The sequence below is a fragment of the Mesorhizobium sp. BH1-1-4 genome (assembly GCF_020165665.1).
GTDB lineage: Bacteria > Pseudomonadota > Alphaproteobacteria > Rhizobiales > Rhizobiaceae > Mesorhizobium.
This window is the reverse complement of the sequence record NZ_JAIUIN010000009.1, coordinates 27,756-52,848: the sequence shown is the minus strand read 5'-3', so window position 1 is coordinate 52,848 and position 25,093 is coordinate 27,756. Positions and strand designations below refer to the sequence as shown.

Here is a 25,093-nt window from a genome sequence, read left to right as displayed (position 1 = left end):
GGTGGCCGCTCCGGAAAAATGGTATTAAATATCCTGATATAATGGACTGAAACGCTCGAATGGAGACGTTTGATGGATCGCCTCAGCGGCCTTCTGGCCTTCGCCCGCACCGCCGAATTCGGCAGCTTCGTCGCCGCCGGCCGGGCGCTCGGCATCTCCGCTTCCGCGGTCGGCAAAAGTGTCGCGCGGCTCGAACAGGAGCTCGGCGTGGGGCTGCTGCAGCGCTCCACGCGGCGGATCGGCCTGACGGAAGAGGGCAAGCTGTTCAACGAGCGCGTGCGGCGTATCCTCGACGACATCGACGATGCCGAGGCGATGCTGTCGCGAACCCGCGAGACGCCGCGCGGGCGGCTGCGCGTCTCGACCCCGATCGTCACCTATCATCTGCTTCTGCCGGTGCTGTCGGAGTTCATGGCGCGCTATCCCGAGATCGAGCTCGACATCGATTTCAACGACCGCATCGTCGACGTCATCGAGGAGGGCATCGACGTCGCCATCCGCAGCGGCGAGCTGCCCGATTCACGATTGGTGTCGAAACCCATTGCGCCCTTTCGCATGCTTTTGTGCGCGGCGCCTTCCTACCTCGAGCGCCATGGCATGCCCGGCGTGCCGGCCGATCTCGTCGGGCATTTCGGCATAAATTTCCGCTATCTCAACAGCGGCCGCTTGCTGGACTGGCCGTTTGTCACCGGGAGCGCTCAGCCGGAGATTCGCTCGATGTTGACCTGCAACAACATGGAAGCCCTGAAAGGCGCCACGATCGCCGGTCTCGGCATCGCCTGCATGCCCGATTTCCTCGTGCGCGAGGCACTGCGTGAGGACAGGCTGCGCACCGTGCTGGACGACCATGTCGACGGCCGTGGCCAGTTCCGGATGCTGTGGCCCTCCAATCGCCATCTGTCGCCAAAGGTGCGCGTCTTCGTCGATTTCCTTCCCGAGCGCCTGGCAGTGGCGCGGTAACATTGCCCGGTGCCGGGCTTTCACCCCCTGATGCTCCTGGCCACCAGCCGCGCGATGCTCGGGCCGACCAGCAGCACGATCAGGAAACGTGCCGACTGCAGCGCCATGACGAAGGAGATGTCGACGTTCTGCGCGGCGGCGGCGATGATGGCGACGCTGTCCATGCCGCCGGGGCTGGTCGCCAGATAGGCGGTCAGCGGGTCGACGCCGGCGAGATGGCTGATGAGGAAGGCGAGGCCGCCGCAAAAGGCGATCAGCGCGACGATCGAAGCGATGATCTGCGGCAGCGCGCGTGCCGCATGGCGCAGGATCGGCCTGGTGAAATTCAGGCCAATCGACCAGCCGACCATCGCGTAACTGACCGCCAGCAGCCATTGCGGCAATTGCATCGGCACGCCGAGGCCGAGATGGATGACGGTGCCGAAGATGAAGCTGCCGAGGAAGAAGGGCGAGGGCAGCCGGCAAAGTCTGCCGGCCAGGCCGCCAACGATCGCCATGCCGATCGTGGCGGCGAAGGCTTGCGGGTCGATCTCGGGGAACCAGACAATGGGCGGGATCTCGATGCCCGAGGTGTCGACCCACATCTTGGCGACCAGGGCCGCCGTCATCGACACGAAGATGACGCGCAGATACTGCATGAAGGCGACAAGGCGCTGGTCGGCGCCGAAGGCGCCGGCCATCAGCACCATGGCGGTGGCCGCTCCCGGCGAAGAGCCCCACACGGCTGTGGTGCCGGGCAGGATGCGCCAGCGGCTGATCAGCCAGCCAAGCAGACTGGAAGCCGCGACGGTGGCGATCACCACGCCGAGGAATAGGGGCCATTCCTTGTAGAAGACCGGAAAGATATCGGCCGAGATCGACGCCGCGACGAGGCAGCCGACAACGGCCTGGGCGGAGCCAAAGAGAAGGCGCGGCACCCGCACCGTGGCGCCGTTGGTGCCGGCGACGATGGCCGCCAGCATCGGTCCGATCAGCAGCGCCGCCGGCAAGGCGGCGAATTCCAGCGCGCCGGCAAACAGCGCGGAGATGACCAGCAGGATCAGCCATTGCCAGGGCTTGCCCAGCTGCGTCATGCGCTCGACAGCTGGCTGGTTGGGAGGTGGCTGCTCAGCCTCGGAATCCATGGTCTGGTCTTAGACCGAGATGCGAAAAATGCGAACCCCGGCGTGCCGGAAAAGCAGGTTCCGGCGCCTCAGCCGGTTTTGGCCTCGGCCAACCCAAAGCCGCCGACGGGATGCGTTTCCACCTGAAATTCGAAGCCGCCGATGAAGGGCCGCGCCTTGGCGATGGCCGCCTGGACTTCCGGAAGCTGCAGCGAGGCCTTGTGGCTTGCCTGATCGGTCCACACTTCGGTCACCCAGATCGCATCGGCGTCGGCCGGGTCGGTGGCGATGATATAGCTCAGGCAGCCCGGCAGGGCCCCGGTGCTCTCGCGCAGTACAGTCATGACAGCGTCGCGCTGCCCGCGCGCCGCCCGCATCTTGCCGATCAGTCCGTACATGTCCTCGTTTCCCCCAGGGTTGGCGCGAAAGGAGTGTGTCCAGTATGCCGGTCGCTGGTCAAGGCATCAACTGGCCGCCATTGACCTCGATGACCTGCCCGGTGATGTAGCCGCTCAACAGGTCCGATGAGAGGAACAGGTAGGCGCCGACGCAATCCTGCGCGGTGCCGGCGCGGCCCTGCGGGATGGTGGCGACCATGCCCCTCATCTGATCGTCGGTCGAATAGCGTTCGTGGAAGGGGGTGAGGATGGTGCCAGGCGCGACCGCGTTGACGCGGATGCCGAAGCCGATCAGCTCCTTGGCCATGCCACGCGTGACGTTGGAGACGAAGGCCTTGGCCGAGCCGTAGAGGCCGGCGCCGCCGCCAGCGCCATTGCGCGCGGCGATCGAGGAGGTGTTGACGATGAAGCCGCCCTGTTTCTTCAGCCATGGCATCGCTTTGCGCGACGCGGTCAGCACCGAGCGTGCGTTGAGGTCCATCACCGCGTCGTAGTGCGCCTCGGTCTGCTCGGCATAGGGGATGCGGCCGAGCATGCCGCCGGCATTGTTGACCAGCCCGTCGAGGTGGCCGAAATGCTGAGCGCTATCCTCCACCACCTGCTCGACATCGGCGGGAACGGAAAAATCGCCCTGGACGAGGAAGACCTCGCCGCCGCCGTCGCGAATGGTCTGGCCGAGTTTCTCGGCGGCGTCGCGGCTGGAATTATAGTGCAGCGCCACCTTGCATTTCTGCTCGGCATAGGCGAGCGCGAGGGCCGCTCCGATGCCGGTCGAGGCGCCGGTGACCAGCACCGCCTTGCCGGCGAGATCGGGGATGACAAGACCGTGGGGTGTCTGCGGCACTGCTGTTCCTCCGGGGATTTCCGACATTCCTTGGCGGGTCTTGCCACCCTTGCATTCAAGTCAGCGCCGCTCAAGGCCTGAGATAGACATAGCCCTGGCTCTGCAGCTCGGCGAGCTTGACGACGCCGCCCTGATCGGCGGCATGGAAGCCGTCGAGCAGATCGGCGAGCGCAATATCCATGCCGTGCATGGTGTTGCCGCAGGCATGCGGGTCGAGCCCTTGCTGGACAAGACCGGTAAAGCGCCCCGAAATCGCCGCCGATATGCCCTTCGACTTGAAGGCGGCCAAGGCTGGGCCGTGGACGACCAGCGCGATCTCGACGTTGCCGCCGGTGCCCTCATAGTGGTTCTTGATGTTGCCGAGCACGAAATTGACCTTGTCGAGGTCGCTGAGGTGATAGGCGACCTTTAGCCTGGCAGGCTCCGTGGCCGCGGCCTGCACCGCCCGCAAGCCGAGAAGCGTTCCGGCTCCGGCGAGAACGGCTTGGAACATGTCACGTCGGCGCATGGCCATCCTCCCTGGCTTGCCGGCGCAGCGCGATTTGCGTGGCCGCGACCGCAATACTAGCATAAATTGACCTTACGTCCTGTCGAGGCGGAGGAGGGGGTCACATGGCGTTCAGGGAATGGAAGACGTTCGCCAGCGCCGGACTTGGTGCCGCACTGCTGGGTGTGCTTGCCGGTTCGGCGTTTGCCGATGACACGCTCAAGCTCACCGAACTCAGTCCCAACGGGGCGGACGCCTGTTTTGGCCGGATCTATGACGCGGCGCACCTCAAGGCGCATCCGAAGCAGAAGGTGGCGCGGATTTTCTTCTACTACGGCCATGACCCGGTTAGCCGTCCGAATGAGGAACCGAGTGCGAATTCCGATACGTCCTATAATGGCTTCCTCACCACCACGGTGCGCGGCGCCAAGGCGCCGGAATGGGCCGGCGGCTGGTGCAATCACGAGTCCGAGGACGGCACGTCGGGTCCGATCCGCTGCGGCATGGATTGCGACCGTACGCTGGCGTCGCTGAAGGTTGACGACAAGGGCAGGCTGGTCCTGTCCGACCTGTCATCGGATATCTACCTCGATCCGGATTCCGAGGAGCAACTCGGCAAGGCGGAATATGTCAGGCAAGCGCTCGGTTCGGAGGACGACAATTTCCGCCTCGACCCGATGCCCGCCTCGACGTGCAAGGCCGAGTTCGCACGCATCGATCCGATCGATCCGGCGGTCGGGCCGCCACTGCGCGAGCGGTTCAAGCCTGACCAGGCCTTCTGCTACGGCCGCGACTACGATGCCGCGCATATGAGTTCGCATCCCGATCAACTGACGCAGTCGATCCGGGTGTTCCGCGGGCCCGTGGAACTGGCTTCTTTCGCTTCGGGAGGCGACGTCACGAACTGGCCCGACGGCGCCGACATCGCCGTCTCGGTGACGACGCGGCAGAAGGGGGCCAAGGTCACGCAGACCTATTCCTGCCAGGGCGAAGCCGACCAGTGGCGTTGCGCGGCGAGTTCGAAGATGAGCAATTTTTCCTGCGACATCGCGCAAAAGGAAATCTTCCTCAAGCGCGGCGCCAATGGCACCATTATGCTGGCCAATCCCAACAGCAGCATTGCAGTCGTCGATCTCTGCTCGAAAGCCGCCGACGGCAAGACGAAGTCGGACGACAAGGTCTATCGGCTGGAGGCAATGCCGCAGGCGGCGTGTGCGCCGTAAGCACCGGCTTGTCTACAATGCCGCGAAGGGATATATCTTTGCTATATCTCATTTGAGGATGGCATGATGGACAAGGCAAAGGTGTTCTGGTCAGGCCGGTCACAGGCTGTGCGTCTGCCCAAAGAGTTTCGTTTCGAAACGGACGAGGTTTCGATCCGTCGCCATGGGCATACTGTCATACTTGAGCCACTCGTGCAGGATTGGGCGTGGCTTGACCAGGTGATCGGACCAGTCGACGAGGATTTTGTCGAAGCGGCGTTGGAACGTCAGGAAGGGCAAGATAGACCTGCATTGGACGACATCTTCAAGTGACCTATCTGCTTGATACCAATGCCGTTATCGCGGTCATCAAAGGTGACGCGAGTCTACTCGCGCTTCTGAAACAGCACACGCCGCAGGATTTTGCGCTTTCGGCGATCGTGGTACATGAACTGTACTATGGTGCCGAAAGGAGCCAGAGAAGATCTGAAAATCTGGCGCGCATCGAAGCTTTGCAATTCCCGGTGCTTGAATTCGATCGAGAGGATGCGAGGCATGCCGGAGAGGTTCGGGCGACGCTCGCGGCGTTGGGAACGCCAATTGGTCCCTACGATGCGCTCATTGGCGGGCAGGCGCGCGCTAGAAGTCTCATTCTGATCACCCGCAACGTCCGGGAATTCGAGCGCATCAACGCTCTCTCAATCGAGACTTGGTGACCCGCCTCAGGCGAACGGCACCGCCGTCGTGCCCTTGGGCAGCTTGGCCTCGTCGTCGGGCTCGACATGGATGGTCACCCGCACCGAGGGGAGTTCGGCCTTAAGCGCGTCCTCGATGCGGTCGCAGATGACGTGACTGGCGCCGACCGACATGTCAGCGTCGACGACCAGGTGGAATTCGATGAAGGTGGCGCGGCCGGCGATGCGGGTCTTGAGGTCGTGCACCTCCATGGCGCCCTTGCAATTGGCCGAGATGATGTCTCGGATACGCATGTGTTCGGCCGTGTCGACGGCCCGGTCCATCAGGCCGTTCATCGACGAGCCGATGACATGCCAGCCCTGCCACAGGATGTTGAGCGCGACGATGACGGCCAATGCCGGGTCGAGGATCTGCCAGCCGGTCAGGATCGCTCCGACCAGGCCGCCGAAGACGCCGATCGAGGTTACCACATCGGTCATGATGTGATTGCCGTCGGCGACCAGCGCCGGTGACTTTTCGGCCCGCCCCGCGCGGATCAGCGTCCAGGCCCAGAAGGCATTGATGACGGTGGCGACGCCGTTGACGGCAAGGCCTTTCCAAGGCTGTTCGAGCGGAGCCGGCGCCTGCCAGGAGCGCCAGACTTCGTTGAGGATCAAAAGCGCGGCGAGCACGATCAGCACGCCTTCGAGCACGGCCGAGAAATACTCGGCCTTGTGGTGGCCGAAGGGGTGATCCTGGTCGGCCGGCTTATGGCTGACCTGGATCGCCCAGAAGGCGGCGACCGAGGCGATGACGTTGACAATCGATTCCAGCGCGTCCGAATAGAGCGCCACGGATCCGGTTATGTACCAGGCGGCGGCTTTCAGCGCGAGCACGACAAAGGCGATCACGATCGACCAGAAGGCAAGGTTGGCGACCCTGCGCTTCGCGGCGGCTTTCGCCGCGACCGCCATCGTGTTCTCGACTTCGGCCATTGGCGTCAGGCTGCCTTTTCCTTGGCCTTGCGCGGCAAATGCGCGACGATGTTCTCGATGATGCGCATGCCGGCATTGTGGCCGAGCGTCATGATCGATTCCGGATGGAACTGCACCGCCGCGATCGGCTCCTTGCGGTGCTCGAAGGCCATGATGACACCGTCTTCCGTCTCGGCCGTGACGATGAAATCGTCTGGCAGGCGCACCGGATCGGCGAAGATCGAGTGGTAGCGGCCGACGGTGACCTCCTTGGGCAGGCCAGAGAAGATGATGCCGGGCTTGGAGACGCGGATGCGCGACGGCTTGCCATGCATGGGGATGTGCAACTGCCTGAGTTCGCCGCCATAGGCCTCGGCCAGCGCCTGCAGGCCAAGGCAGACGCCGAAGATCGGCAGGTCGCGTGCGCGGGCCTTCTTGATGGTCGCGGCGCAGTCGAAATCTTTTGGCGTACCGGGTCCGGGCGACAGCACGACGAGGTCGGGCTTCAGCCGGTCGAAGATTTCCTCCGGTACCGGCGAGCGCACGGTCGAGACATTGGCGCCGGTCTGGCGGAAGTAGTTGGCAAGCGTGTGGACGAAGGAGTCCTCGTGGTCGACGAGCAGGATGTTGACGCCATCGCCGACGCGCGCCGTGGTGCGCTCGGTGCTGGTCGAATTGCCTGTCTTGGCGTCGCGGATGGCGGAGAGCATGGCGGATGCCTTCAGTTCGGTTTCGGCTTCTTCTTCCTCGGGGATGCTGTCGAAGAGCAAGGTGGCGCCGGCACGCACCTCGGCGATGCCGTCCTTGATGCGGATGGTGCGCAGCGTCAGGCCGGTGTTCATGTCGCCGTTGAAGTTGACCATGCCGATGGCGCCGCCATACCAGGCGCGTGGGCTCTTCTCGTTCTGCTCGATGAAGCGCATGGCCCACAGTTTCGGCGCGCCGGTGACGGTGACCGCCCAGGCATGCGAGAGAAACGCGTCGAAGGCATCCATGCCTTCGCGCAGCCGGCCCTCGATGTGATCGACGGTGTGGATCAGGCGCGAATACATCTCGATCTGGCGGCGGCCGATGACGCGCACCGAACCTGGATCGCAGACCCGCGACTTGTCGTTGCGGTCGACGTCCGAGCACATTGTCAGCTCGGATTCGTCCTTCTTGGAGTTGAGCAGTTTGATGATCTGCTCGGAATCCGAAATGGCGTCCTCGCCGCGCTTGATGGTGCCGGAGATCGGGCAGGTCTCGACGCGGCGGCCGTTGACGCGCACGAACATCTCCGGCGAGGCACCGACCAGGTATTCGTTCTCGCCCAGATTGATGAAGAAGGAATAGGGCGAGGGGTTGATGGATTTCAGCTTGCGCGAAATCTCGGATGGCTGCGTTTCGCAGCGCTCGTAGAACATCTGGCCGGGGACCACCTCGAACAGGTCGCCGCGCTTGAACGAGTCCATCGCCCGGCGCACCAGATTGGCGTATTCGCCCGGCTCATGGTCGCCGCGCGGCGGGATGCGGTCGGCGGTCCTGAACGGCTCGGCAATCTGGTCGCGCGGCAGGCCCTCGGTCGAAAAGCCCTCGCCGGCATAGTCGTAGCGGTCGGTCCAGGCCTTGGCCGAATAATGGTCGACGACCAGGATCTCGTCGGGCAGGAACAGCACCAGGTCGCGCTGGCTTTCCTTGCGAACCAGCGTGTGGTCGACCGGGTCGAACTGGAAGGCAAGGTCGTAGCCGAAGGCGCCGTAGAGGCCGAGATTGGCATCTTCGGCCGTCTTGAACAGAGCGGTAATGGCGCGCAGCACGGTGAAAACCGAGGGAACGCGGCTGCGTTCCTCCTCGGTGAAGACACGACCGGGCGTGGCGACGTCGAGGCGGATCAGCTTTTTCGTGGTTTCGGCGATGGTGACCTCGGCGAGAGCGCCGAGCGTCCGGCCGATGACCGGCAACAGCGCCTCGCCGCGGCCGTTCAGCGCCTCGATGCGCATGGCGCGGCCGCGCGCGGAGATGACCAGCGGCGGATCGATGATGGCGGTGTCCCAGCGCGTGTAGCGGCCGGGATATTCGTAGTTGGAGGAAAACACCGCGCCACGGCGCGAATTCAGCCCGTCGACATAGGCGTCGATCGCGCCTTCATAGGGCCGGTCGTGGCGCTCGCGCGTGATGGTGACGCCACCCTCGGTCACGAAACGCTCGGCGCCGTTGTCCAGAACCTTAATCGTCGTCATTGCCGTCTCCATCAGCTAGTTGGGCAACGGACCCGGGAATGGCTTGAAAAAACAAATGGCCGCCCGGACATTCCGTTGCGGCCACCTTCTATTTTCACGCGCACGCGTTCGAACAGGCCGCTGTCAGCAGGCCCACCACCAAATGGTCTTGGTCGAACGCATGTTCATGGCGATTCCCTTAGCGGCGATTGGGCGGCGGCGCAACTGGATTCGACGGAGGCTCAGTCCTCCAGCGTGCCCGACCTGGCGTCGCTGCTCTTCCTGTCGCCGACCAGTTTCAACAGGTCTTCGCCGGCGCGGATGATGCGGCGCGAGCGCCGCGTCAGGATGAGGCCGTCCTGCGGCGCGAACACTTCGGTGCGGCCGTCGGCTTCGCCTGGCGCATGGACGATGGTGGCGAGGCGCGCGCCCCTGGCGACGCGATCGCCGGGCTTGACGTCGTAGAGGACAGCGCCGGCACGGGGCGCCGGCATCATGTCGATGTTCTCCAGAGGTGCCGCGACACCCGTGAAGGGAGCGGGCGCGGGCAGGGCGGTGTCGGATATCACGCCGCGCGCCGCGAGCAGCCGGTAGAGGCCTGCCGCGTCGGCCGAGGCGAGCACGCCGTCGACATCGAGGATGCCACGATATTCGGCGGTGGTGACGACGCGCCTGTCGAATTTCGCCACATCGGCCAATGCGTTCTGGTAGGGCATGATCGAGGCGCCCTCGAAAGTGCCGTCGGTGTCCTCGCTCCACAGCACGACCGCATCGACGCCCATGGCGGCGGCGCAATCGGCCATGGCTGGCCACAGGCTGGTGTGGACGTAGAGATAGGCAAGCCCCTCGTCGTCGCAGTGTAGGTCGAGCACGATGTCGTGCCCGAGCGAAAGCTGCACCAGGCGTGACTTCAACCGCTGGTCGGCGCCGCCGAGGCTGATGTCGGGCAAGAGCCTGGCGTCGGGCGCCGCCAGCAGCGGGAAGCCGCGGTTGAAGTTGGTGCGCGTGCCCAGATGAAAGCGGCCCTGGTGCTCGCCGAAATGATATTGCGCGCGGCCGATCGGGTTGGCCCAGGGCACGATGGTGATGTTGCCCCTGATGCGGCCTTCGGCCTCGGCCTTGTTCAGCGCCGGCATCAAGGCATCGATAGCGACGACACCAGGCAATTCGCCGGCATGGAGTGCCGCCTGCAAATAGGCCGAAGGGGCGGCCTTGTCGGCACCGGCGAAGCGGAACACCGGGAATTCGTAGGAAACGCCGTCGCTGTCGCCGGCGATGCGTTCGATCGATTTCTGCATGACTTTCTCCATTGGAGCAGTTCACCGTTTCATGGAAACGCCGAACGGCTCCGTCTCCCTGCTTTATCGCAACTCCGGACGGAAAACCGCTTCACACTTTTCCTGGAATTGCTCTGGAGCGAGAAGACATGCCCATTTGAAGGTGCCGATGTCGATTGGTCCAGCCCGCTACGCTATGGGCGCACGCCATTACTCGGCGGCGGGCTGAAGGATGGTGTCAGGCGTACGCCGGTCCAGCGCCTGCGACAGCACCGCGACCGCGACCGCCAGCAAGGCGAGCACCGCGCCGACCAGCGGCAGATTGGCATAGGAAACGCCTGCCGACAGCGCCACGCCGCCGATCCAGGCGCCGCCGGCATTGCCGACATTGAAGGCGCCCTGGTTGAGCGTGGCGGCAAGGTTCGGCCCTTCGGACGCGGCCTCGACGACACGGATCTGCAGCGGCGGCACGACGACGAAGATCAGCAGGCCCCACAGGAAGACGATGCCGATGGCAACGCTGGCGATGGCGCCGAACTGCATGAAGCCGACGAACAGCAGCGCCATCAACAGCAAGGTAGCAATCACCGTCGGCATCAGTTTCCAGTCGGCCAGTCGGCCGCCGATGATGTTGCCGATGGTCATGCCGGCGCCAAACAGCAAAAGCACCCAGGTGACAGCGGAGGTCGACAGGCCCGACACGTCGGTGAGGTAGGGTTTGATATAGGTGAATACGGCGAACAGGCTGGCCGAGGTCAGCGCCGCGATCAGCATCGCCAGCCACACCTGCAGCTTGCCCAGCACGCGGACTTCGGCGCGCAGGCCGCCGCCGCTCGGTTCCGTGACGTCGGACGGCACCAGCCAGGCGATGGCCGCGACCGAGATCAGGCCGATGCCGACCACGGCCAGGAAAGTGGCGCGCCAGCCGAAGGCTTCGCCGAGCGCCGTGCCGGCCGGAACGCCTAGGATGTTGGCGAGCGTCAAACCGGCGAACATCAGCGCGATGGCGCTGGCGCGCTTGTTGCGCGGCACCAGGCTGGCGGCAACGACCGAGCCGATGCCAAAGAAGGCACCGTGGCCGAAAGCGGTGAAGACGCGCGCGGCCATCAGCAGCCAGTAATTGGGCGCGATGGCACAGAAGAGGTTGCCGACGACGAACAGGGCCGCAAGTCCCACCAGCACGGGCTTGCGCGGCAGATGCGCGGTGGCCATGGCCACGACAGGCGCGCCGAAGACGACCCCCAGCGCATAGCCGGTGACCAGCAGACCGGCGGCGGGGATCGTCACGCCGAGATCGGCGGCGACCTCGGGCAGCAGGCCCATGATGACGAATTCGGTGGTGCCGATGCAGAAGGACGCAATGGCAAGCGCAAGGATCGGCAAAGGCATGGGGCGTCCAGACTGAATCGGTTCAATTTTAGACTGCGCGAGGATCCCCGCCGGGCGCAACAGACATTGCCGCAATGCAGCAATGCAGAAAGCGTGGAGCAGATTGAAAAACGGGGTGCCTCGGCGCCCCGTTGGGGATCATCGATGTGATGTCGAAGAAATTTGCACGGTCATGGCGCCTTCGGTAAGGCATAGGCGATGATGTAGTCGCCGCGATCGGGTGATTGGCGTGCGCCGCCGGCCGAGACGACGACGAACTGGCGGCCGCTTTCGGGCGAAGTGTAGGTCATCGGTGTTGCCTGCGCGCCGACCGGCAAGCGGCCCTTCCAGAGTTCCTCACCGGTGGCAATGTCGATGGCACGCAGATAATAATCCTGCGTGCCGGCATAGAAGACGAGGCCGCCCGCCGTCGTCACCGGTCCGCCGAGCGACGGCATGCCGATCGGGATCCGCAGTCCGGTCTTCATGCCGAGCGGACCGGTGTCCTGCAGCGTGCCGGCCGGAACCTGCCAGACGAGTTTTCGCGTGTTGAGGTCGATGGCGCTGATCGTGCCATAGGGCGGCTGATGGCAGGGCACGCCGAGCGGCGACATGAAGCCGTTCTTGAGCGCGCCGTAAGGCGTGCCGAGCTGGGTGCCCAGACCGTCATGCGCCGCCGAGGGGCCGTAATCGTCGGCCTCGGCGCGCGGCAGCAGCACGACGAATTGGGGCATGCGGATGTCGTTGACGATCAAATAGCCGTTGGCCTCGTCGATCGAAGCGCTGCCCCAGTTCATGCCGCCATAATAGCCGGGAAACTGCAGCGAGCGCGTCGGGCCCGGTGGCGTGAACTCGCCTTCGTAGCGCAGCTTCTTGAAGCCGATGCGGCAATAGAGCTGGTCGAACGGGGTGGCGCCCCACATGCTGGCCTCGGTGAAAGGCTGATCCCCGATCGAGGGCATGCCGACCGAATAGGGCTGGGTCGGCGACAGGAAATCCTCCTTGGCGCCGCCATCCTGCGGCACGGGCTTTTCCCGCACTTCGGCGATCGGCTTGCCGTCGCGGCGGTCGAGCATGAAGATCTGGCCGCGCTTGGTCACCTGGATCAGCGCCGGCACCGTGCCGCCCTTGCCATCCGGCACGTCATACAGCGCCGGCTGCGAGGGCAGGTCGTAGTCCCACAGATCGTGATGCACGGTCTGGAATTTCCAGCGCTCGCGGCCGGTGGCGATGTCGAGCGCGACGACAGAGGCGGTGTAGTCCTCCGCCGCCTTGGAGCGTTCGGCGCCGAAGAAGTCGGGCGTGGCGTTGCCGGTCGGCAAATAGACGAGGCCGAGGGCCTCGTCGTAGCTTGGCGTCGACCAGACATTGGGCGTACCGCGCGTGTAGCTCTGGCCTTCCGGCGGGAGTTTGGTGATTGCGGGATTGCCGAGGTCCCAGGCCCAGACCAGCTCGCCGGTCCTGGCGCTGAAGGCCCTGACGGCGCCGGAGGGTTCGCCTGTCTCGACATTGTCCCAGACCCAGCCGCCAACCATGATCAGGTCACGCATGACCGTCGGTGCCGAAGTCTGGAAGTAGAAGCCGGCCTTGACCTCGCCCATGCCTTGCTTGAGGTCGACCGTGCCGCCCTGGCCGAAATCCGGGCAGGGTTGGCCGGTCTTGGCGTCGATCTCGATCAGCCGCGCATCGATGGTGGTCATGACGATGCGGCTGGCACATGCGGCAGGCGCCGCGCCGCCGGCAGCGGGTTCGTAATAGCTTACGCCTCGGCAACGTTGCCACAGCGGCCCCGAGGCCTTCGGGTCGAACTTCCAGCGCGGCTCGCCGGTCTCGGCGTTGAGTGCGTTGACGACATTCTTCGAGGAACAGGTGTAGACGGTGTCGCCGATCTGCAGCGGCGTGTTCTGGTCCTCGGCGCCCTTGACCGGGATATCGCCGGTGCGGAAGGTCCAGGCGACCTTCAGGTCCTTCACGTTGTCCTTGTTGATCTGGCCGATTGGCGCGTAGCGCGTACCGGCGGGGGTGCGGCCGTAATGGCGCCAGTCGCTGCTGGTGGCCAGGGCGGCGGGCGGCGGGGTTTCGCTGGCCGACGCCGTTTCGCGGATCACGCCATGCGGCTGGAAGGCGTAGGCGGCGGTGGCGATCAAGCCGAGGACGAGGATGCCCGCAGCGGCGAACGGGCCGCGCCTGCCGCTGGGCGATGACGGGAACAGCGGTGTCAAAAGGAGGGCGATCACCGCCAGCACGGCTGGAGCGACCAGTCGCGGCACCAGCGGCCAGAAATTCAATCCGGCCTCCCACAACGCCCAGGGTACCGTGGCGAGGAAGATAAGGATGTAGAGCCAGAAACCGGCCTTCCGGCGCAGTGCGTGGAGAAAACCGGAGATGATGATGCCGACGCCCGCCAGCGCATAATACCAGGACCCGCCGAGGCCGATGAGCTGGACGCCGCCATAGAGCAGCGGCAGGCCGATGATCATCAGCACCAGGCCGAAAAGGACGAGCAGCCAGACGCCGCGCGAGCCGTTGGTATCTTGTGACATGTCGGACCTCACATTTTCCCGGGTTCGGCGCCTCGCGGTCGCGGCGGCCAAAAGGGACCGTCAGGGCGATCTTGGAGCTCGGTCGTCGGCGTCCGGTTGTGGCGACGGGGGCTTCGCCAGTGAAAAGAATTTTATCGCAACCTAATAGATAGCATGTTATCTTTTCCGTCATGCCCAAGCAAGACCCGGATCGAGCCAGATTTGGCCCACTCGTTATATCAGTGGCGAGGCTGTGGCGCCGCGCGGCCGACAAGGCGCTCGACGATTGCGGCCTGTCGCATGCCACCGCCATGCCGTTGGTGATGCTGTCGCGGCTTGGCGACAATCTGCGCCAGGGGGTGCTTGCCGACCATCTCGGCTTCGAAGGGCCGTCGCTGGTGCGCATCGTCGATCTGCTGGTCGAGGAGGGCTTGGTAAGGCGCATGGAGGACGCCGCCGACCGGCGCGCCAAGATCCTGTCGCTGACCGATGCCGGGCGCAGCCGCGTCACCGAGATCGAGCGCCTGCTGGCGGTGCTGCGCGCCGACCTGCTGAGCGATGTCGGCGCCGACGAATTGAAAGGGGCCGTGCTGCTGCTCGGCCGCCTGGAGATGAAGCTGACTGGACCGGAAGCCGGGAAATAGGTTTCAGGCCAGCGGCTTCAGCTCCTGGGCTATCGTCGGCAACAGCTCCGAAACCGTGGGGTGGATGTGCACGGCGCGTGCCAGCGTGTCGACCGGCGCCTTGGCGTACATCAGGTCGAGCACGCAATGCACCGCCTCGTCTCCGCCGGGGCCGAGCACCGAGCAGCCGAGGATTTCCCTGGTGTCGGCATCGACGATGATCTTCATGAAGCCTTGCGTCTCGCCCTTCTCGACGGCGCGGCCGACGCGGGTCATCGGCCGCTGGCCGACCAGGACGCGGCGTCCGGATTTCCTCGCCACCGTCTCGGTCATGCCGCAGCGGCCGAGCGGCGGATCGATATAGAGCGCATAGGCCTCGATGCGGTCGCTGACTTTGCGCGGATCGCTGTCCAGCAGATTGGCGGCGACGATCTCGTAGTCGTTGTAGGAAGTGTGGGTGAACGCGCCCTTGCCGTTGCAATCGCCCATTGCCCAGATGCCTGGCACGCTGGTGCGCAGCTGGTCGTCGACCGTGACGAAGCCGCGCTTGTCGACCTCGACGCCGGCCTTGTCGAGGCCGAGGTCGTCGGTATTTGGGTTCCGTCCGAGTGCCAAAAGCACATGCGAGCCGACGGCTGGCGCCTTGCCGGCCGAGAAGGTCACGGCGATATCTGCGCCTTGCCTGGCGAAGCCGATGTCGTCGGCGCCGACATGGACCGTTATGCCTTCATTTTCGAGGATCGACAGGATTGCCGCCGAGACGTCCTCGTCCTCGCGGCCGGTCAGGCGCGGGCTCTTTTCGATGACGGTGACGTCCGAGCCGAAGCGGCGGAACATCTGCGCGAATTCGAGCGAGATGTAGCTGCCGCCGACGACGATCAGGTGGCGGGGCAGAACATCGAGATCCATCATCGAGGAGTTGGTCAGATAGTCGATGTCGTGGATGCCGGGCAGGTCGGGCACCGAGGCGCGGCCGCCGGTGTTGAGGAAGATTTTTGGCGCGGTCAAAAGGTCTTCGCCGACACGCACCGTGTTGGCGGATTCGAAGCGCGCATGGCCGCGATAGAGCGTGCATTTGTCCATGCCGGCGATCCAGGTCTCGAGCCCGGTGCGAGAGGCGCCCGACACCTTGTCCTTGCGCGCCTTGATCGCTTTATAGTCGACGCCGACCGGACCGCCGAGCGTCACGCCATAATCGGCGGCGCGGCGAGCGAGATGCGCGGCATAGGCGCTTGCCACCATTGTCTTGGTCGGGATGCAGCCGGTGTTGACGCAGGTGCCCCCGACCAGCTTGCGCTCGATCAGCGCCACGGTCATGCCGGCGGCCGTCAGCCGACCCGCCAATGGCGTACCGGCCTGGCCAGCGCCGATGATGATGGCGTCGAAGGTTTTCGTGTTCAAGGTCTGGGCCGTCATGCCACCGCCGCCACGATCAGCAGGCCGCCGATGATGGCAACCGCGTCCTCGATGAAGGCGGCGGGCGGATCCTTGCCGAAGGCGGCCGCCAGACGGCCGCGCGCTTCGGCGCCGCCCAGCGTGCCGATGACCGCGCCGATGGCGCCGGCGATCAGGCACACGATGGTGGCGCCGCCGGCCGCGCCGATCACCGCGCCCGAGAAGGCGCCGAGCAGGATGCGGGCGCCGAACTGCTGCGGCACCTTGCGGCTTGGCGTCGACGGCAACTGGTCGGTGACCAGTTCGACGATGGCCAGGATGGTGAAGATGCCGACAGCAGCCCAATGGCTCATGAAGCTCGCCCAGGTGCCGGCGACCGGCAGCCAGCCGAGATAGGCGCCCCAGGCGACGGCGGCGGGCGCCGTCATGGCGCGCAGGCCGGCAATGACGCCGATCAGAAGTGCGAGAATGTAAAGCATGGTCGATCCCCCTCGATCCCGGGCCGGAACGGCCCTGAAACGGCAGGCTACCATAGGCCGGATATTTGGCTAGGCCGGAGACTCATGAGGACGCGAAGCTTGGCCAGGCTGGAAGCGCCAAGCAATGGTCAAGCACTTGTTGCTACCTCAAAGCTGCTCGGCTAATCCATCAACCGATGTTTCAGCTGGCTGATGGAGCGTTGACCGCGAATTGCGCGGCAAAAGCCCTGACATAAGCTGGTCGAGCTTCCCCACGAGCGACATAGGCGGCCAGGTTCTGATATTCGTCCAGAATACCCGATGGTCTCAGTCGCAGCAGCACCGACACCATCAACAGATCGCCGGCGCTGAACGCATCATCGAGCCAGTCGTCGGCGCCCAGATAGGTCGAGAGCCTGTCGAGCCGGTCGCGAACACGGTCCTTCACCAGCGGCAAGCGCTGCTCGCTCCAAGGCTTGTCGGCTTCGAATATCCTTGCCGTGGTCAATTCGAGGACCGGCGGCTCGACGGTGTTCAGTGCGGCAAACATCCAGGTGATGGCGCGGGCGCGGGCATTGCGCTCCTTCGGCAGCAGCCCCGCATGCTGCTCGGCGAGATGAAAGACGATCGAGCCGGTCTCGAACAGCGAGAGGGTCCCTTCCTCATAGGTGGGGATCTGGCCGAAAGGATGAATGGCCAAGTGCTCCGGCGCCTTCATTCCCGCGAAGGAAACAAAGCGAACCTCGTAAGGCTGCCCCACTTCTTCGAGCGCCCAGCGAACGCGGGTATCGCGCGCCAGTCCCTTACCGCCATCGGGAGATCGCTCAAACGCCGTGATCGTGATCGTCATCGTATCCGTTTCCTTGCTCGGGCGAAGTTCTTCGGCTCCTATCGAGGACGAATGAGTTACCGGGAAATCGACAGCGATCTTCAACTATTTTTGTCCCTGGGCGCGGATCGCGACGGCCTAACACCTGCCTCCGCGCTTTTCTGTTCGCGTCAGCTGTGCTTTGGCAATGACGTCAAACGGAGGGACTGCCATGGCTGAGAGCGAACGCGCGAAAATGGCCGATGGTCAATGGTACACCTGCCTCGATAGCGAACTCGAGGCGTTGCGGGCCACGGCGCGCGACGCGGTGTTCGAGCACAACATCCTGCCGCCCCGCCAGCGCGCTAACCTCGGACCGGCCTTGAGGGCACTGCTCGGCGGCGTGGGGGAGGGCGCCCGCATAGAAGCGCCGTTCCACTGCGCCTACGGCTTCAACCTGTTTCTCGGCAGCGGTGTCTTCCTCAATGCCGGTTGCACCATCCTCGACACCGCTTCGGTGCTCATCGGCAAGGGTACGCTGCTTGGCCCCAATGTGCAGATCTACTGCGCCGAGCACCACAGGGAGCCGGCAGGGCGGCAGGCGGGACTGGAGATCGCCAGGCCGGTCGCGATCGGCGACAATGCCTGGATCGGCGGCAGTGCCATCATCCTGGGCGGCGTCAGCATCGGCGAGGGCGCAATCGTCGGCGCCGGAGCGGTGGTGACGCGCGACGTGGCGGCGAACACCACCGTGGTCGGCAATCCGGCGCGGCCGGTCAAACGCGGCTGAGGAGACTTAGGTCGGCAATCAATGCGACAAAGCGAGCGTCGTGCCCTCGTCCCGGCCGGCTCGCCCGGAAAACTCGCGGCGATATTGCGCCGGTGAGGTCCTGAGCCGCGCCGAAAAATGCTGCCGCAGCGAGGTGGCGCTGCCGAAGCCGGCTTCGAAGGCGACGATGTCCATCGATTTCTCCGTCGCTTCCAGCAAGCGCTGCGCCAGTTCGACCCGCTGGCTGGTCAGCCAGTCGCCAAAACTGGTGCCGATCGATTTCTGGAAGCGCCGGCTGAAGGTGCGCCGTGTCAGGCCGGCGGCTTCGGCGACGCTGTCGAGGCTGTGCGTTTCGCCCAGCGTCGCGCGAACCGCGTCGAGCGCCCCGGTGAAGCGGTCGGCCTTGGCGCTTTTTGCCACCGGACGCTCGATGAACTGCGCCTGTCCGCCCTGCCGGTGCGGCGAAAGCACGACGTGCCGGGCGAGCCGCAGCGCCGCCTCCGCGCCATAGCGGGCGCGCACGATGTGAAGGCAGCAGTCGAGCCCGGCGGCGACGCCGGCAGAGGTGACGATGTCGCCGTCATCGACATAGAGCACATCGGCGTTGACCGAAACCTCGGGATGCAGGGCCTGCAACTGGTCCGTATAGGCCCAATGGGTGGTCGCTTTCCGGCCCGAAAGCAGGCCGGCCGCGGCGATGGCAAAGGTGCCGAGGCACAGGCCCACGATCAGCGCGCCGCGCCGGTGGGCGCGGCCGAGCGCGTCCTCGAGCGGTTCGGCCAGAGGGGCTTCGAGATCCTTCCAGCTCGGGATGATGACAATGTCGGCGTCGTCGAGCGCGGACAGCCCATACGGCACCAGGATGCCCAGGCCGGCATCGGTCCGTAACGGGCCTTTCTCGACCCCGCAGACGCGGAAGTCGAAGCGCGGCAGGCCGAGGCTGGTGCGATCGGCGCCGAACACCAGGCAAGGCACGGAGAGATGGAAAGGGCTGATGCCGTCGAAGGCAAGTACGGCAATGGTCGGGGCGTTCATTGGCATTTCCAGTGAGGGAAGGTGGATTGTCCCAATTCTTTCGGATGATGTCAATCGGGCCACTTTTGATCGCTCATCGACCGGCCTATTTTCGGCCATCGCATTCAAGCCGGAAGGAAAACATCATGTCTGACCCAGCCAACACCACGCCGCGCCGCGCGCTCGTCGTCATCGACGTCCAGAACGACTATGATGGCGGCAATCTGGCCATCCAGCACCCCGCGTTCCGCGACAGCGTCGTCAATGTGGCGCGCGCCATGGATGCGGCGTCGGCGGCAGGCATCAAGGTCGTGGTCGTCAAGCAGATGGCGCCCGAGACATCGCCGATCTTCGCCAGGGGCAGCCATGGCGGCGAACTGCATCCGGAAATCGCCAGGCGTGGCCGCGACCATTATGTCGAGAAGAATTTGCCGAGTGCCTTCACCGGCACCGACCTCGAGGCCTGGCTGCGCGCCAATGCTGTCGATACGATCGCGGTCGTCGGCTACATGACGCATAATTGCGACCTGTCGACCATCATCCATGCCGTGCATATGGGCTTTGCCGTCGAGTTCCTATCCGACGCCACCGGTTCGGTGCCTTATGCCAACAGCGCCGGCTACGCCTCGGCGGAGGAGATCCATCGCGTGGTGAGCATCATCCTGCAGTCGCGTTTCGCCGCCGTGCTCAAGACCGCCGAATGGATCGACTGCCTGAAGACCGGCGCGCTGCCGGAGCGCGACACCATCTATGCCTCCAACCAGCGGGCGCTGGCGCGCAGCGCCGCGTAGGGCGATCCGCAAACAAAAAGGGCGCCGCGGCGATGCGGCGCCCTTTTTCAATTGTCGGGACAAAAGATCAGAACAGGCCTTCGATCTGGCCGGCCTCGTTGAGGAAGATCTTTTCCGAGGACGGCGCCTTGGGCAGGCCGGGCATGGTCATGACCTCGCCGCAGATGATGACGACGAAGCCGGCGCCCGCCGAAAGCCTGACCTCGCGCACCGGTACGGTGTGGCCGGTCGGCGCGCCGCGCAGGTTCGGGTCGGTCGAGAAGGAGTACTGGGTCTTGGCCATGCAGACCGGCAGATTGCCGTAGCCGGCGTCTTCCCAGGCCTTGAGCTGGTCGCGCACCGATTTGTCGGCGATCGCTTCCGAACCGCGATAGATGCGCTGGACGATGGTGTTGATCTTCTCGAACAGCGGCATGGCGTCGGGATAGAGCGGCGCGAACTGCGAGGCGCCGGATTCGGCCAGCGCCACCACCTTGTTGGCGAGCTCCTCGACGCCGGCGGAGCCCTTGGCCCAGTGCTTGCACAGGATCGCCTCTTCGCCCATCGAGGCGACATAGTCCTTCATCGCCTGGATTTCGGCGTCGGTGTCGGAATAGAAATGGTTGATGGCGACCACCGCCGGCACGCCGAACTGGCGGATGTTCTCGATGTGGCGGCCGAGGTTGGCACAGCCCTTCTTCACCGCCTCGATGTTTTCCTTGCCGAGATCTTCCTTCTTGACGCCGCCATTCATCTTCATGGCGCGCACGGTGGCGACGATGACGGCCGCTGCCGGCTTGAGGCCCGCCTTGCGGCACTTGATGTCGAAGAACTTTTCAGCGCCGAGGTCGGCGCCGAAGCCGGCTTCGGTGACGACATAGTCGGCAAGCTTCAGCGCGGTGGTGGTGGCGACGACCGAGTTGCAGCCATGCGCGATGTTGGCGAACGGGCCGCCATGCACGAAAGCCGGGTTGTTCTCCAGCGTCTGCACCAAATTGGGCTGCATGGCGTCCTTGAGCAGGACAGCCATGGCGCCGTCGGCCTTGAGGTCGCGGGCATAGACCGGCGACTTGTCCCGGCGGTAGGCGACGATGATGTCGCCGAGGCGCTTTTCCAGGTCCTTCAAGTCGGTGGACAGGCACAGGATGGCCATGACTTCCGAGGCGACGGTGATGTCGAAGCCCGCCTCGCGCGGAAAACCGTTGGCGACGCCGCCGAGCGAGCAGATGATTTCGCGCAGCGCCCGGTCGTTCATGTCCATGACGCGGCGCCACACCACGCGGCGGGTGTCGATGCCGAGTTCATTGCCCCAGTAGATGTGGTTGTCGATCAGCGCCGACAGAAGATTGTGCGCCGTGGTGATGGCATGGAAGTCGCCGGTGAAGTGGAGGTTCATGTCCTCCATCGGCACCACCTGCGCGTAGCCGCCGCCGGCGGCACCGCCCTTGACGCCGAAATTCGGGCCGAGAGAGGCCTCGCGGATGCAGACGATCGCCTTCTTGCCGATGCGGTTCAGGCCGTCGCCGAGGCCGACCGTGGTGGTGGTCTTGCCTTCGCCGGCAGGCGTCGGGTTGATGGCGGTGACGAGGATCAGCTTGCCGTCCTTATTGCCCTTCACCGACTTGATGAACTCGGCTGAGATCTTGGCCTTGTCGTGGCCGTAGGGCAGCAGATGCTCGGTCGGGATGCCGATCTTCTGGCCGATCTCCTGGATCTGCTTTTTCTTGGCGCCACGCGCGATCTCGATGTCGGACTTCACTTCGGCCATGACGGCTTTCCTCTGGATTGGACGATGGAGGGGACGGGGTTGATGTCACTTGCAAGAAGGCTGGAACCGGACGCGCGGGCATCTAACCCTGTCGCTGCGGTTGCGTCAACTTTCATGCAACTATGTTTCCTATAGAGAAAATTCCTCTGCGGTGGGCCGACCTGTCCCGGTTCTTTCTGGCTCCGCTTGCCGCGCCGTATAGAAGCCAGAGCAAGGGCGCTTCCGCCGTCTCAAAACAGCCGCACAATGCACGGAATGCGACAGACGCGACGGCGCAAATTCGCCATCTCCCATGCATGTCGTCCTCCCAAAACCTGGACGATTTTGGGCAACATGCATTGGCCGTCGCTGACCGCGAATGCCGTTACTGCGTCAGCACGTTGCTGATTTCGACCATGTTGGAGCGCACGCGCAGGATGTAGAAGCCCATCGTCGTCAGATGGGTCGGCAGCAGCCAGCCGTCCTCGCGACCGTTGGCGATGATGAAGGGCTGGATACGCAGGGCCGACACGAACTGCGCGTCCATCGTATCCCAGAGGCTCTGCAGGTGCTTTTCCTTGAGAACGTCCTCGAAATCGGCCTGGGCGCCCTTCATCAGGCCGTAATAGGCATAGAGCTGGCCATAGGCGAACCAGTAGCGGTCGTCGGCGCGGGTGTCGAACCAGCCATTGTTGTGGTTCTCGGCGCGCTCCTTGAGGATGGCGGAGGTCGAGCCGATGTCGCTGGCGATGCGGTCGATATACTGTTTCAGATTGTCCGCGCGGGCATCGAACGTGGCCTGGCAGGTGGCGAGCCGGGCGTTGAACGAACGCAGCTTGCGCACCGCGTCGCGATAATAGCTCGGCGTCGGCGTTTTCGGGCCGAACGGGCTCACGCCGAAATACCAGGTGTATTCGTCGAACTGCAGATTGCCGCGCGCGTCCTGCAGGTCGGCGTCGATCTGCGAGGTCGTGCGCACGCGGCCGAGATTGTCGGCAAGCTCGGTCGCCGTGCGTCGCACCGCCTGGTTGATGCCGCGCTGGAAAGAGGCCTTGTTGTCCATCCACGGAGTGTTGTCCCAGTCGATGCCGAACAGGCCGAGCTTGTAGAGGATCATCGACGAAATCCAGGCATTCTGGTTGACGTTGAAGTCAGTCAGATCCGCCGCCACCTGGGCGATGCCGGAGTTGCCGCAGGTCTTGGCCGTGTCCGTGCCGGTGCCGGCGGCCACCTGCTCACCGGCCGAAACATTGCGCTTCTCGAACGTATAGCTGTCGGGATAGTTCGGGTTGAAACTGTTCCACCACTGGGTGGCGTAGAAGAAGTTGGCGTAGAGACCGATCAGCACCAAAACGGCCAGGCCGACCACGGCCTTCAGGATCCAGCCGCGCTGCCCGTACCAGCGCCCGGCCCACATGAAGGGCCACAGGATCGCGCCGATCAGAAGGCCGATGCCGCGGCCGATCCACTGGAAAATCCGGGTGAAGAAATTCACGATCGGATCGAGCATGGCAATGTCACCCCCTCAGCACGATGCCAAAAAGTTGCGGACTTTTTGGATAACATCCTGCACCAAAACAACAAGTTAGAACGCAATGACGGTTCATTTCGTTCTAGTCGGTCAGGCCGTAGAGGCGTGTACGAAACGCCACCTTGTCCTTCAAATATGTGGTTTTCAGAACGTCCACAACATGAGATCGCCAGGCGTCGCTGAAGCCGTCATAGTCCTTGTAGAAGCCGTCCTTGTTGAAGATGTAGCGCGAGACGAAGTCCGACGGCACGAAATCCGAGATCAGCCGGTTGGTCAGCCAGGCGTCGGGATGGTCCGGCTTGGCGCGGATCACCAGGAAGCGCTGCTGCGGGAAGACATCCTCGATCTTGAGGTGGCCAAGCTGGGCGATCTCGCGCTTGGCGGCGTTGAGGAATGGGAAATCGCCGTCCCTGGTGATCAGGTCGGCATGGCTCTGGATCCAGGTCTGCAACCACACCTTGTCGACATCGGTCAGATTGCGGTTCGGTTCGGCGTCGCGGATCAGCGCGCGCACCACCATCTCGGCGCGGTGTTCGAGATAGCCCGAGGCCTCGACCCAGGAGGCGCGCGGCAGTTCGATGCGGCCGGTGGCGGCCAGGAATTTGAACACCTTGTCGGCGTCCTTGATCGAGAGATAGCTCACCTGCCAGGGCCGCGAGCGACGGAAGCCGGGGGCCGCCGGATCGCTGATCACCGTCGTCATGTCGGGATCGACGAACACGTAGAGCCCGCCGAAATGGCTGGTCCAGTAGGCGTTGTGGCGGAAGATCACCTGGTCCGGCACCAGCGCGTTCTCTCGGATGTCGCCGCAGACCTTGGCGAGCTCGACCATGCGGGTCAGCATGGCGTTGTCGCGCCAGGCGTCGGGCTCCTGCTTCAGCCGGTCGACCAGCTTGCCGAGTTCGGCGGCCTTGCCAAGCACGTCCTCCGCCGACAGCACCTTGAACTCGACCTGGTTGATCGACAGCAGGTCCTCGATGTCGTTGACCTTGGGAACGGAATCCTCGATCTCGCCGTAGATGACGTCCTTGATGGTCAGCGCATCGATGGCGCGCTGGTTCCTGGACATGAACTCGAACATCAGCTGCGAGGTGTTGGAGAAGGCGGTGTGCACCACCGGCAGGTCGATCTGCGACGGCGTCAGGATGATGAAGCGGCGGTTGACCTCGTTGGGATCGAGATAGTCGTAGTCGCCGCACTCCTCGGCCACTTCGGGCGAAAAGCCGGTGCGGTCGATCTGGAAGCTCTTCAACTTGGTCGGCTTGAGGCCAAAAGCCGCCAGCGCCTTGTTGTAGCGCTCGATGAGATGGGCTTCGTCGACGGTGAGCAGACGGCCGTAGATGAGCTCGTTGTCGCGCAGGAGGTCGGGTTTTTTGGCGTGGGTCATATGTGCGCGCGCAGGGTACATTTCGGCGGGAGACTAGGTGCGGACGGGGACGCCCCCCTCTCCCCGTTCTTCACGGGGAGAGGGTAAGGGTGAGGGGCAGCGCCAACGGTCAAAGATATGTCTCCCCGTAACCTTCGGCGGCAATAAATCGAATTTCGTGCGTGTCAATATTGCGGTCCAAGCGCTGTTCAATGGCCGCCAATATAGTTTCCAGCACGGCCTCCCGATCCTTCAAGACGTCAACGTTCCAAAACCGCAGCATGGACCAGCGATGCGAAACGATGAAGCGATCCCTAGTCTGGTCATATTTATTGCCGGCATGCTGGCTCCCATCAACCTCGATAACTAGCTGGCACTCCCGGCATGCGAAGTCAGCGAAGTAGCTTCCTATCGGAAACTGTCGCACGAATTTATAGCCGTTAAGTCTACGATCGCGCAGCTCAAGCCAAAGTGCGCCTTCGGCATCATTATCCGATTGCCGCAGACGCCTTGCCCGTTTCGTCGTCGTGATTTCTGGTCCACGCATGCGCTGCCCCTCACCCTTACCCTCTCCCCGTGAAGGACGGGGAGAGGGGGGCATCAG

24 protein-coding genes are annotated in these 25,093 nt (G+C 64.2%); 7 read left to right on the top strand and 17 right to left on the bottom strand.

What is annotated here, in order from left to right; genetic code table 11:
- Nucleotides 1-72: 72 nt before the first annotated feature.
- Nucleotides 73-960 carry a LysR substrate-binding domain-containing protein gene (locus LB569_RS17315; protein WP_224693331.1) on the top strand — a complete coding sequence of 296 codons (888 nt, stop codon included), beginning with the start codon at nt 73-75 and terminating at the stop codon, nt 958-960.
- Nucleotides 961-980: 20 nt separating this feature from the next.
- Here LB569_RS17315 and LB569_RS17310 read toward each other — a convergent pair whose 3' ends face one another.
- From LB569_RS17310 to LB569_RS17295, 4 genes are all read right to left on the bottom strand, one after another.
- On the bottom strand, nt 981-2,084 hold the full coding sequence (locus LB569_RS17310) for an AbrB family transcriptional regulator (protein ID WP_224693330.1): 1,104 nt from the start codon (nt 2,082-2,084) through the stop codon (nt 981-983).
- 68 nt (nt 2,085-2,152) lie between these two features.
- Nucleotides 2,153-2,461 (bottom strand): putative quinol monooxygenase, encoded by a 309-nt coding sequence (locus LB569_RS17305; protein WP_023770344.1) that lies wholly within the window; start codon nt 2,459-2,461, stop codon nt 2,153-2,155.
- Between the two features lie 58 nt (nt 2,462-2,519).
- Nucleotides 2,520-3,332, bottom strand: coding sequence for an SDR family NAD(P)-dependent oxidoreductase (locus LB569_RS17300; protein ID WP_224693329.1), 813 nt, complete (start codon nt 3,330-3,332; stop codon nt 2,520-2,522).
- 43 nt (nt 3,333-3,375) lie between these two features.
- Entirely contained in the window at nt 3,376-3,813 is a 438-nt protein-coding gene (locus LB569_RS17295; protein ID WP_224693328.1) for a DsrE family protein, read from the bottom strand.
- A 104-nt stretch (nt 3,814-3,917) separates the two neighbouring features.
- On the opposite strand from LB569_RS17295, the gene LB569_RS17290 reads away from it, so the two are divergent.
- From LB569_RS17290 to LB569_RS17280, 3 genes are all read left to right on the top strand, one after another.
- Nucleotides 3,918-5,015, top strand: coding sequence for a hypothetical protein (locus tag LB569_RS17290; RefSeq protein WP_224693327.1), 1,098 nt, complete (start codon nt 3,918-3,920; stop codon nt 5,013-5,015).
- A 66-nt stretch (nt 5,016-5,081) separates the two neighbouring features.
- Nucleotides 5,082-5,327, top strand: coding sequence for an antitoxin (locus tag LB569_RS17285; protein ID WP_127278955.1), 246 nt, complete (start codon nt 5,082-5,084; stop codon nt 5,325-5,327).
- Nucleotides 5,324-5,710 (top strand): type II toxin-antitoxin system VapC family toxin, encoded by a 387-nt coding sequence (locus LB569_RS17280; RefSeq protein WP_140704709.1) that lies wholly within the window; start codon nt 5,324-5,326, stop codon nt 5,708-5,710. Before LB569_RS17285 ends, LB569_RS17280 begins: the two co-directional genes overlap by 4 nt.
- Nucleotides 5,711-5,716: 6 nt before the next feature.
- Here LB569_RS17280 and LB569_RS17275 read toward each other — a convergent pair whose 3' ends face one another.
- The 5 genes from LB569_RS17275 to LB569_RS17255 all read right to left on the bottom strand — a co-directional run bounded on the left by LB569_RS17275 (nt 5,717) and on the right by LB569_RS17255 (nt 14,029).
- Complete coding sequence (locus tag LB569_RS17275) at nt 5,717-6,664, bottom strand: cation diffusion facilitator family transporter (RefSeq protein ID WP_140704711.1); 948 nt, start codon at nt 6,662-6,664, stop codon at nt 5,717-5,719.
- 5 nt (nt 6,665-6,669) lie between these two features.
- A complete protein-coding gene (locus LB569_RS17270) occupies nt 6,670-8,874 on the bottom strand; it encodes an anthranilate synthase (protein WP_411970236.1) in 2,205 nt (734 codons plus the stop codon).
- Nucleotides 8,875-9,083: 209 nt separating this feature from the next.
- The gene (locus LB569_RS17265) at nt 9,084-10,139 is read right to left on the bottom strand and encodes a succinylglutamate desuccinylase/aspartoacylase family protein (RefSeq protein WP_224693325.1); all 1,056 of its coding nucleotides are present in this window, start codon (nt 10,137-10,139) and stop codon (nt 9,084-9,086) included.
- Nucleotides 10,140-10,328: 189 nt separating this feature from the next.
- A complete protein-coding gene (locus LB569_RS17260) occupies nt 10,329-11,507 on the bottom strand; it encodes an MFS transporter (RefSeq protein ID WP_224693324.1) in 1,179 nt (392 codons plus the stop codon).
- Nucleotides 11,508-11,677: 170 nt separating this feature from the next.
- Nucleotides 11,678-14,029: a membrane-bound PQQ-dependent dehydrogenase, glucose/quinate/shikimate family gene (locus tag LB569_RS17255; protein WP_224693323.1), complete on the bottom strand. Its 2,352-nt coding sequence runs from the start codon at nt 14,027-14,029 to the stop codon at nt 11,678-11,680.
- A gap of 221 nt (nt 14,030-14,250) precedes the next feature.
- Here LB569_RS17255 and LB569_RS17250 point away from each other — a divergent pair, with 221 nt between their 5' ends.
- Nucleotides 14,251-14,652: a MarR family winged helix-turn-helix transcriptional regulator gene (locus LB569_RS17250; protein ID WP_411970235.1), complete on the top strand. Its 402-nt coding sequence runs from the start codon at nt 14,251-14,253 to the stop codon at nt 14,650-14,652.
- Between the two features lie 3 nt (nt 14,653-14,655).
- Here the strand turns inward: LB569_RS17250 and LB569_RS17245 are convergent, their stop codons facing one another.
- The 3 genes from LB569_RS17245 to LB569_RS17235 all read right to left on the bottom strand — a co-directional run bounded on the left by LB569_RS17245 (nt 14,656) and on the right by LB569_RS17235 (nt 17,334).
- The gene (locus LB569_RS17245; RefSeq protein WP_224693468.1) at nt 14,656-16,032 is read right to left on the bottom strand and encodes an FAD-containing oxidoreductase; all 1,377 of its coding nucleotides are present in this window, start codon (nt 16,030-16,032) and stop codon (nt 14,656-14,658) included.
- Nucleotides 16,033-16,043: 11 nt separating this feature from the next.
- Complete coding sequence (locus tag LB569_RS17240) at nt 16,044-16,505, bottom strand: DUF4126 domain-containing protein (RefSeq protein ID WP_135915173.1); 462 nt, start codon at nt 16,503-16,505, stop codon at nt 16,044-16,046.
- 181 nt (nt 16,506-16,686) lie between these two features.
- The gene (locus tag LB569_RS17235; RefSeq protein ID WP_224693321.1) at nt 16,687-17,334 is read right to left on the bottom strand and encodes a glutathione S-transferase family protein; all 648 of its coding nucleotides are present in this window, start codon (nt 17,332-17,334) and stop codon (nt 16,687-16,689) included.
- Between the two features lie 190 nt (nt 17,335-17,524).
- Between LB569_RS17235 and LB569_RS17230 the strand changes: the two genes are divergently transcribed.
- Nucleotides 17,525-18,082, top strand: a complete 558-nt coding sequence (locus LB569_RS17230; protein ID WP_224693320.1) for a sugar O-acetyltransferase — start codon at nt 17,525-17,527, stop codon at nt 18,080-18,082.
- Nucleotides 18,083-18,100: 18 nt separating this feature from the next.
- Here LB569_RS17230 and LB569_RS17225 read toward each other — a convergent pair whose 3' ends face one another.
- Complete coding sequence (locus tag LB569_RS17225; protein WP_224693319.1) at nt 18,101-19,096, bottom strand: GlxA family transcriptional regulator; 996 nt, start codon at nt 19,094-19,096, stop codon at nt 18,101-18,103.
- Between the two features lie 125 nt (nt 19,097-19,221).
- Between LB569_RS17225 and LB569_RS17220 the strand changes: the two genes are divergently transcribed.
- Nucleotides 19,222-19,866 (top strand): cysteine hydrolase family protein, encoded by a 645-nt coding sequence (locus LB569_RS17220; RefSeq protein WP_224693318.1) that lies wholly within the window; start codon nt 19,222-19,224, stop codon nt 19,864-19,866.
- Nucleotides 19,867-19,933: 67 nt separating this feature from the next.
- On the opposite strand, the gene LB569_RS17215 is transcribed toward LB569_RS17220, so the two are convergent.
- From LB569_RS17215 to LB569_RS17200, 4 genes are all read right to left on the bottom strand, one after another.
- Nucleotides 19,934-21,613: a formate--tetrahydrofolate ligase gene (locus LB569_RS17215; RefSeq protein ID WP_224693317.1), complete on the bottom strand. Its 1,680-nt coding sequence runs from the start codon at nt 21,611-21,613 to the stop codon at nt 19,934-19,936.
- Nucleotides 21,614-21,977: 364 nt separating this feature from the next.
- On the bottom strand, nt 21,978-23,102 hold the full coding sequence (locus LB569_RS17210; RefSeq protein ID WP_224693316.1) for a DUF2333 family protein: 1,125 nt from the start codon (nt 23,100-23,102) through the stop codon (nt 21,978-21,980).
- A gap of 103 nt (nt 23,103-23,205) precedes the next feature.
- On the bottom strand, nt 23,206-24,510 hold the full coding sequence (locus LB569_RS17205) for a DUF6638 family protein (protein WP_224693315.1): 1,305 nt from the start codon (nt 24,508-24,510) through the stop codon (nt 23,206-23,208).
- 109 nt (nt 24,511-24,619) lie between these two features.
- Nucleotides 24,620-25,036 (bottom strand): endonuclease domain-containing protein, encoded by a 417-nt coding sequence (locus tag LB569_RS17200; protein WP_224693314.1) that lies wholly within the window; start codon nt 25,034-25,036, stop codon nt 24,620-24,622.
- Between the last annotated feature and the right edge of the window lie 57 nt (nt 25,037-25,093).

Excerpts from the sequence above, each read along its gene's own strand:
- LB569_RS17220 (WP_224693318.1), top strand. The coding sequence starts at position 19,222 with ATGTCTGACCCAGCCAACACCACGCCGCGCCGCGCGCTCGTCGTCATC.
- LB569_RS17285 (WP_127278955.1), top strand. The coding sequence starts at position 5,082 with ATGGACAAGGCAAAGGTGTTCTGGTCAGGCCGGTCACAGGCTGTGCGT.
- LB569_RS17240 (WP_135915173.1), bottom strand. The coding sequence starts at position 16,505 with ATGCTTTACATTCTCGCACTTCTGATCGGCGTCATTGCCGGCCTGCGC.
- LB569_RS17270 (WP_411970236.1), bottom strand. The coding sequence starts at position 8,874 with ATGGAGACGGCAATGACGACGATTAAGGTTCTGGACAACGGCGCCGAG.
- LB569_RS17235 (WP_224693321.1), bottom strand. The coding sequence starts at position 17,334 with ATGACGATCACGATCACGGCGTTTGAGCGATCTCCCGATGGCGGTAAG.
- LB569_RS17210 (WP_224693316.1), bottom strand. The coding sequence starts at position 23,102 with ATGCTCGATCCGATCGTGAATTTCTTCACCCGGATTTTCCAGTGGATC.
- LB569_RS17305 (WP_023770344.1), bottom strand. The coding sequence starts at position 2,461 with ATGTACGGACTGATCGGCAAGATGCGGGCGGCGCGCGGGCAGCGCGAC.
- LB569_RS17290 (WP_224693327.1), top strand. The coding sequence starts at position 3,918 with ATGGCGTTCAGGGAATGGAAGACGTTCGCCAGCGCCGGACTTGGTGCC.
- LB569_RS17265 (WP_224693325.1), bottom strand. The coding sequence starts at position 10,139 with ATGCAGAAATCGATCGAACGCATCGCCGGCGACAGCGACGGCGTTTCC.
- LB569_RS17225 (WP_224693319.1), bottom strand. The coding sequence starts at position 19,096 with ATGAACGCCCCGACCATTGCCGTACTTGCCTTCGACGGCATCAGCCCT.
- LB569_RS17200 (WP_224693314.1), bottom strand. The coding sequence starts at position 25,036 with ATGCGTGGACCAGAAATCACGACGACGAAACGGGCAAGGCGTCTGCGG.
- LB569_RS17275 (WP_140704711.1), bottom strand. The coding sequence starts at position 6,664 with ATGGCCGAAGTCGAGAACACGATGGCGGTCGCGGCGAAAGCCGCCGCG.
- LB569_RS17310 (WP_224693330.1), bottom strand. The coding sequence starts at position 2,084 with ATGGATTCCGAGGCTGAGCAGCCACCTCCCAACCAGCCAGCTGTCGAG.
- LB569_RS17215 (WP_224693317.1), bottom strand. The coding sequence starts at position 21,613 with ATGGCCGAAGTGAAGTCCGACATCGAGATCGCGCGTGGCGCCAAGAAA.
- LB569_RS17300 (WP_224693329.1), bottom strand. The coding sequence starts at position 3,332 with ATGTCGGAAATCCCCGGAGGAACAGCAGTGCCGCAGACACCCCACGGT.
- LB569_RS17205 (WP_224693315.1), bottom strand. The coding sequence starts at position 24,510 with ATGACCCACGCCAAAAAACCCGACCTCCTGCGCGACAACGAGCTCATC.
- LB569_RS17315 (WP_224693331.1), top strand. The coding sequence starts at position 73 with ATGGATCGCCTCAGCGGCCTTCTGGCCTTCGCCCGCACCGCCGAATTC.
- LB569_RS17255 (WP_224693323.1), bottom strand. The coding sequence starts at position 14,029 with ATGTCACAAGATACCAACGGCTCGCGCGGCGTCTGGCTGCTCGTCCTT.
- LB569_RS17260 (WP_224693324.1), bottom strand. The coding sequence starts at position 11,507 with ATGCCTTTGCCGATCCTTGCGCTTGCCATTGCGTCCTTCTGCATCGGC.
- LB569_RS17295 (WP_224693328.1), bottom strand. The coding sequence starts at position 3,813 with ATGCGCCGACGTGACATGTTCCAAGCCGTTCTCGCCGGAGCCGGAACG.
- LB569_RS17230 (WP_224693320.1), top strand. The coding sequence starts at position 17,525 with ATGGCTGAGAGCGAACGCGCGAAAATGGCCGATGGTCAATGGTACACC.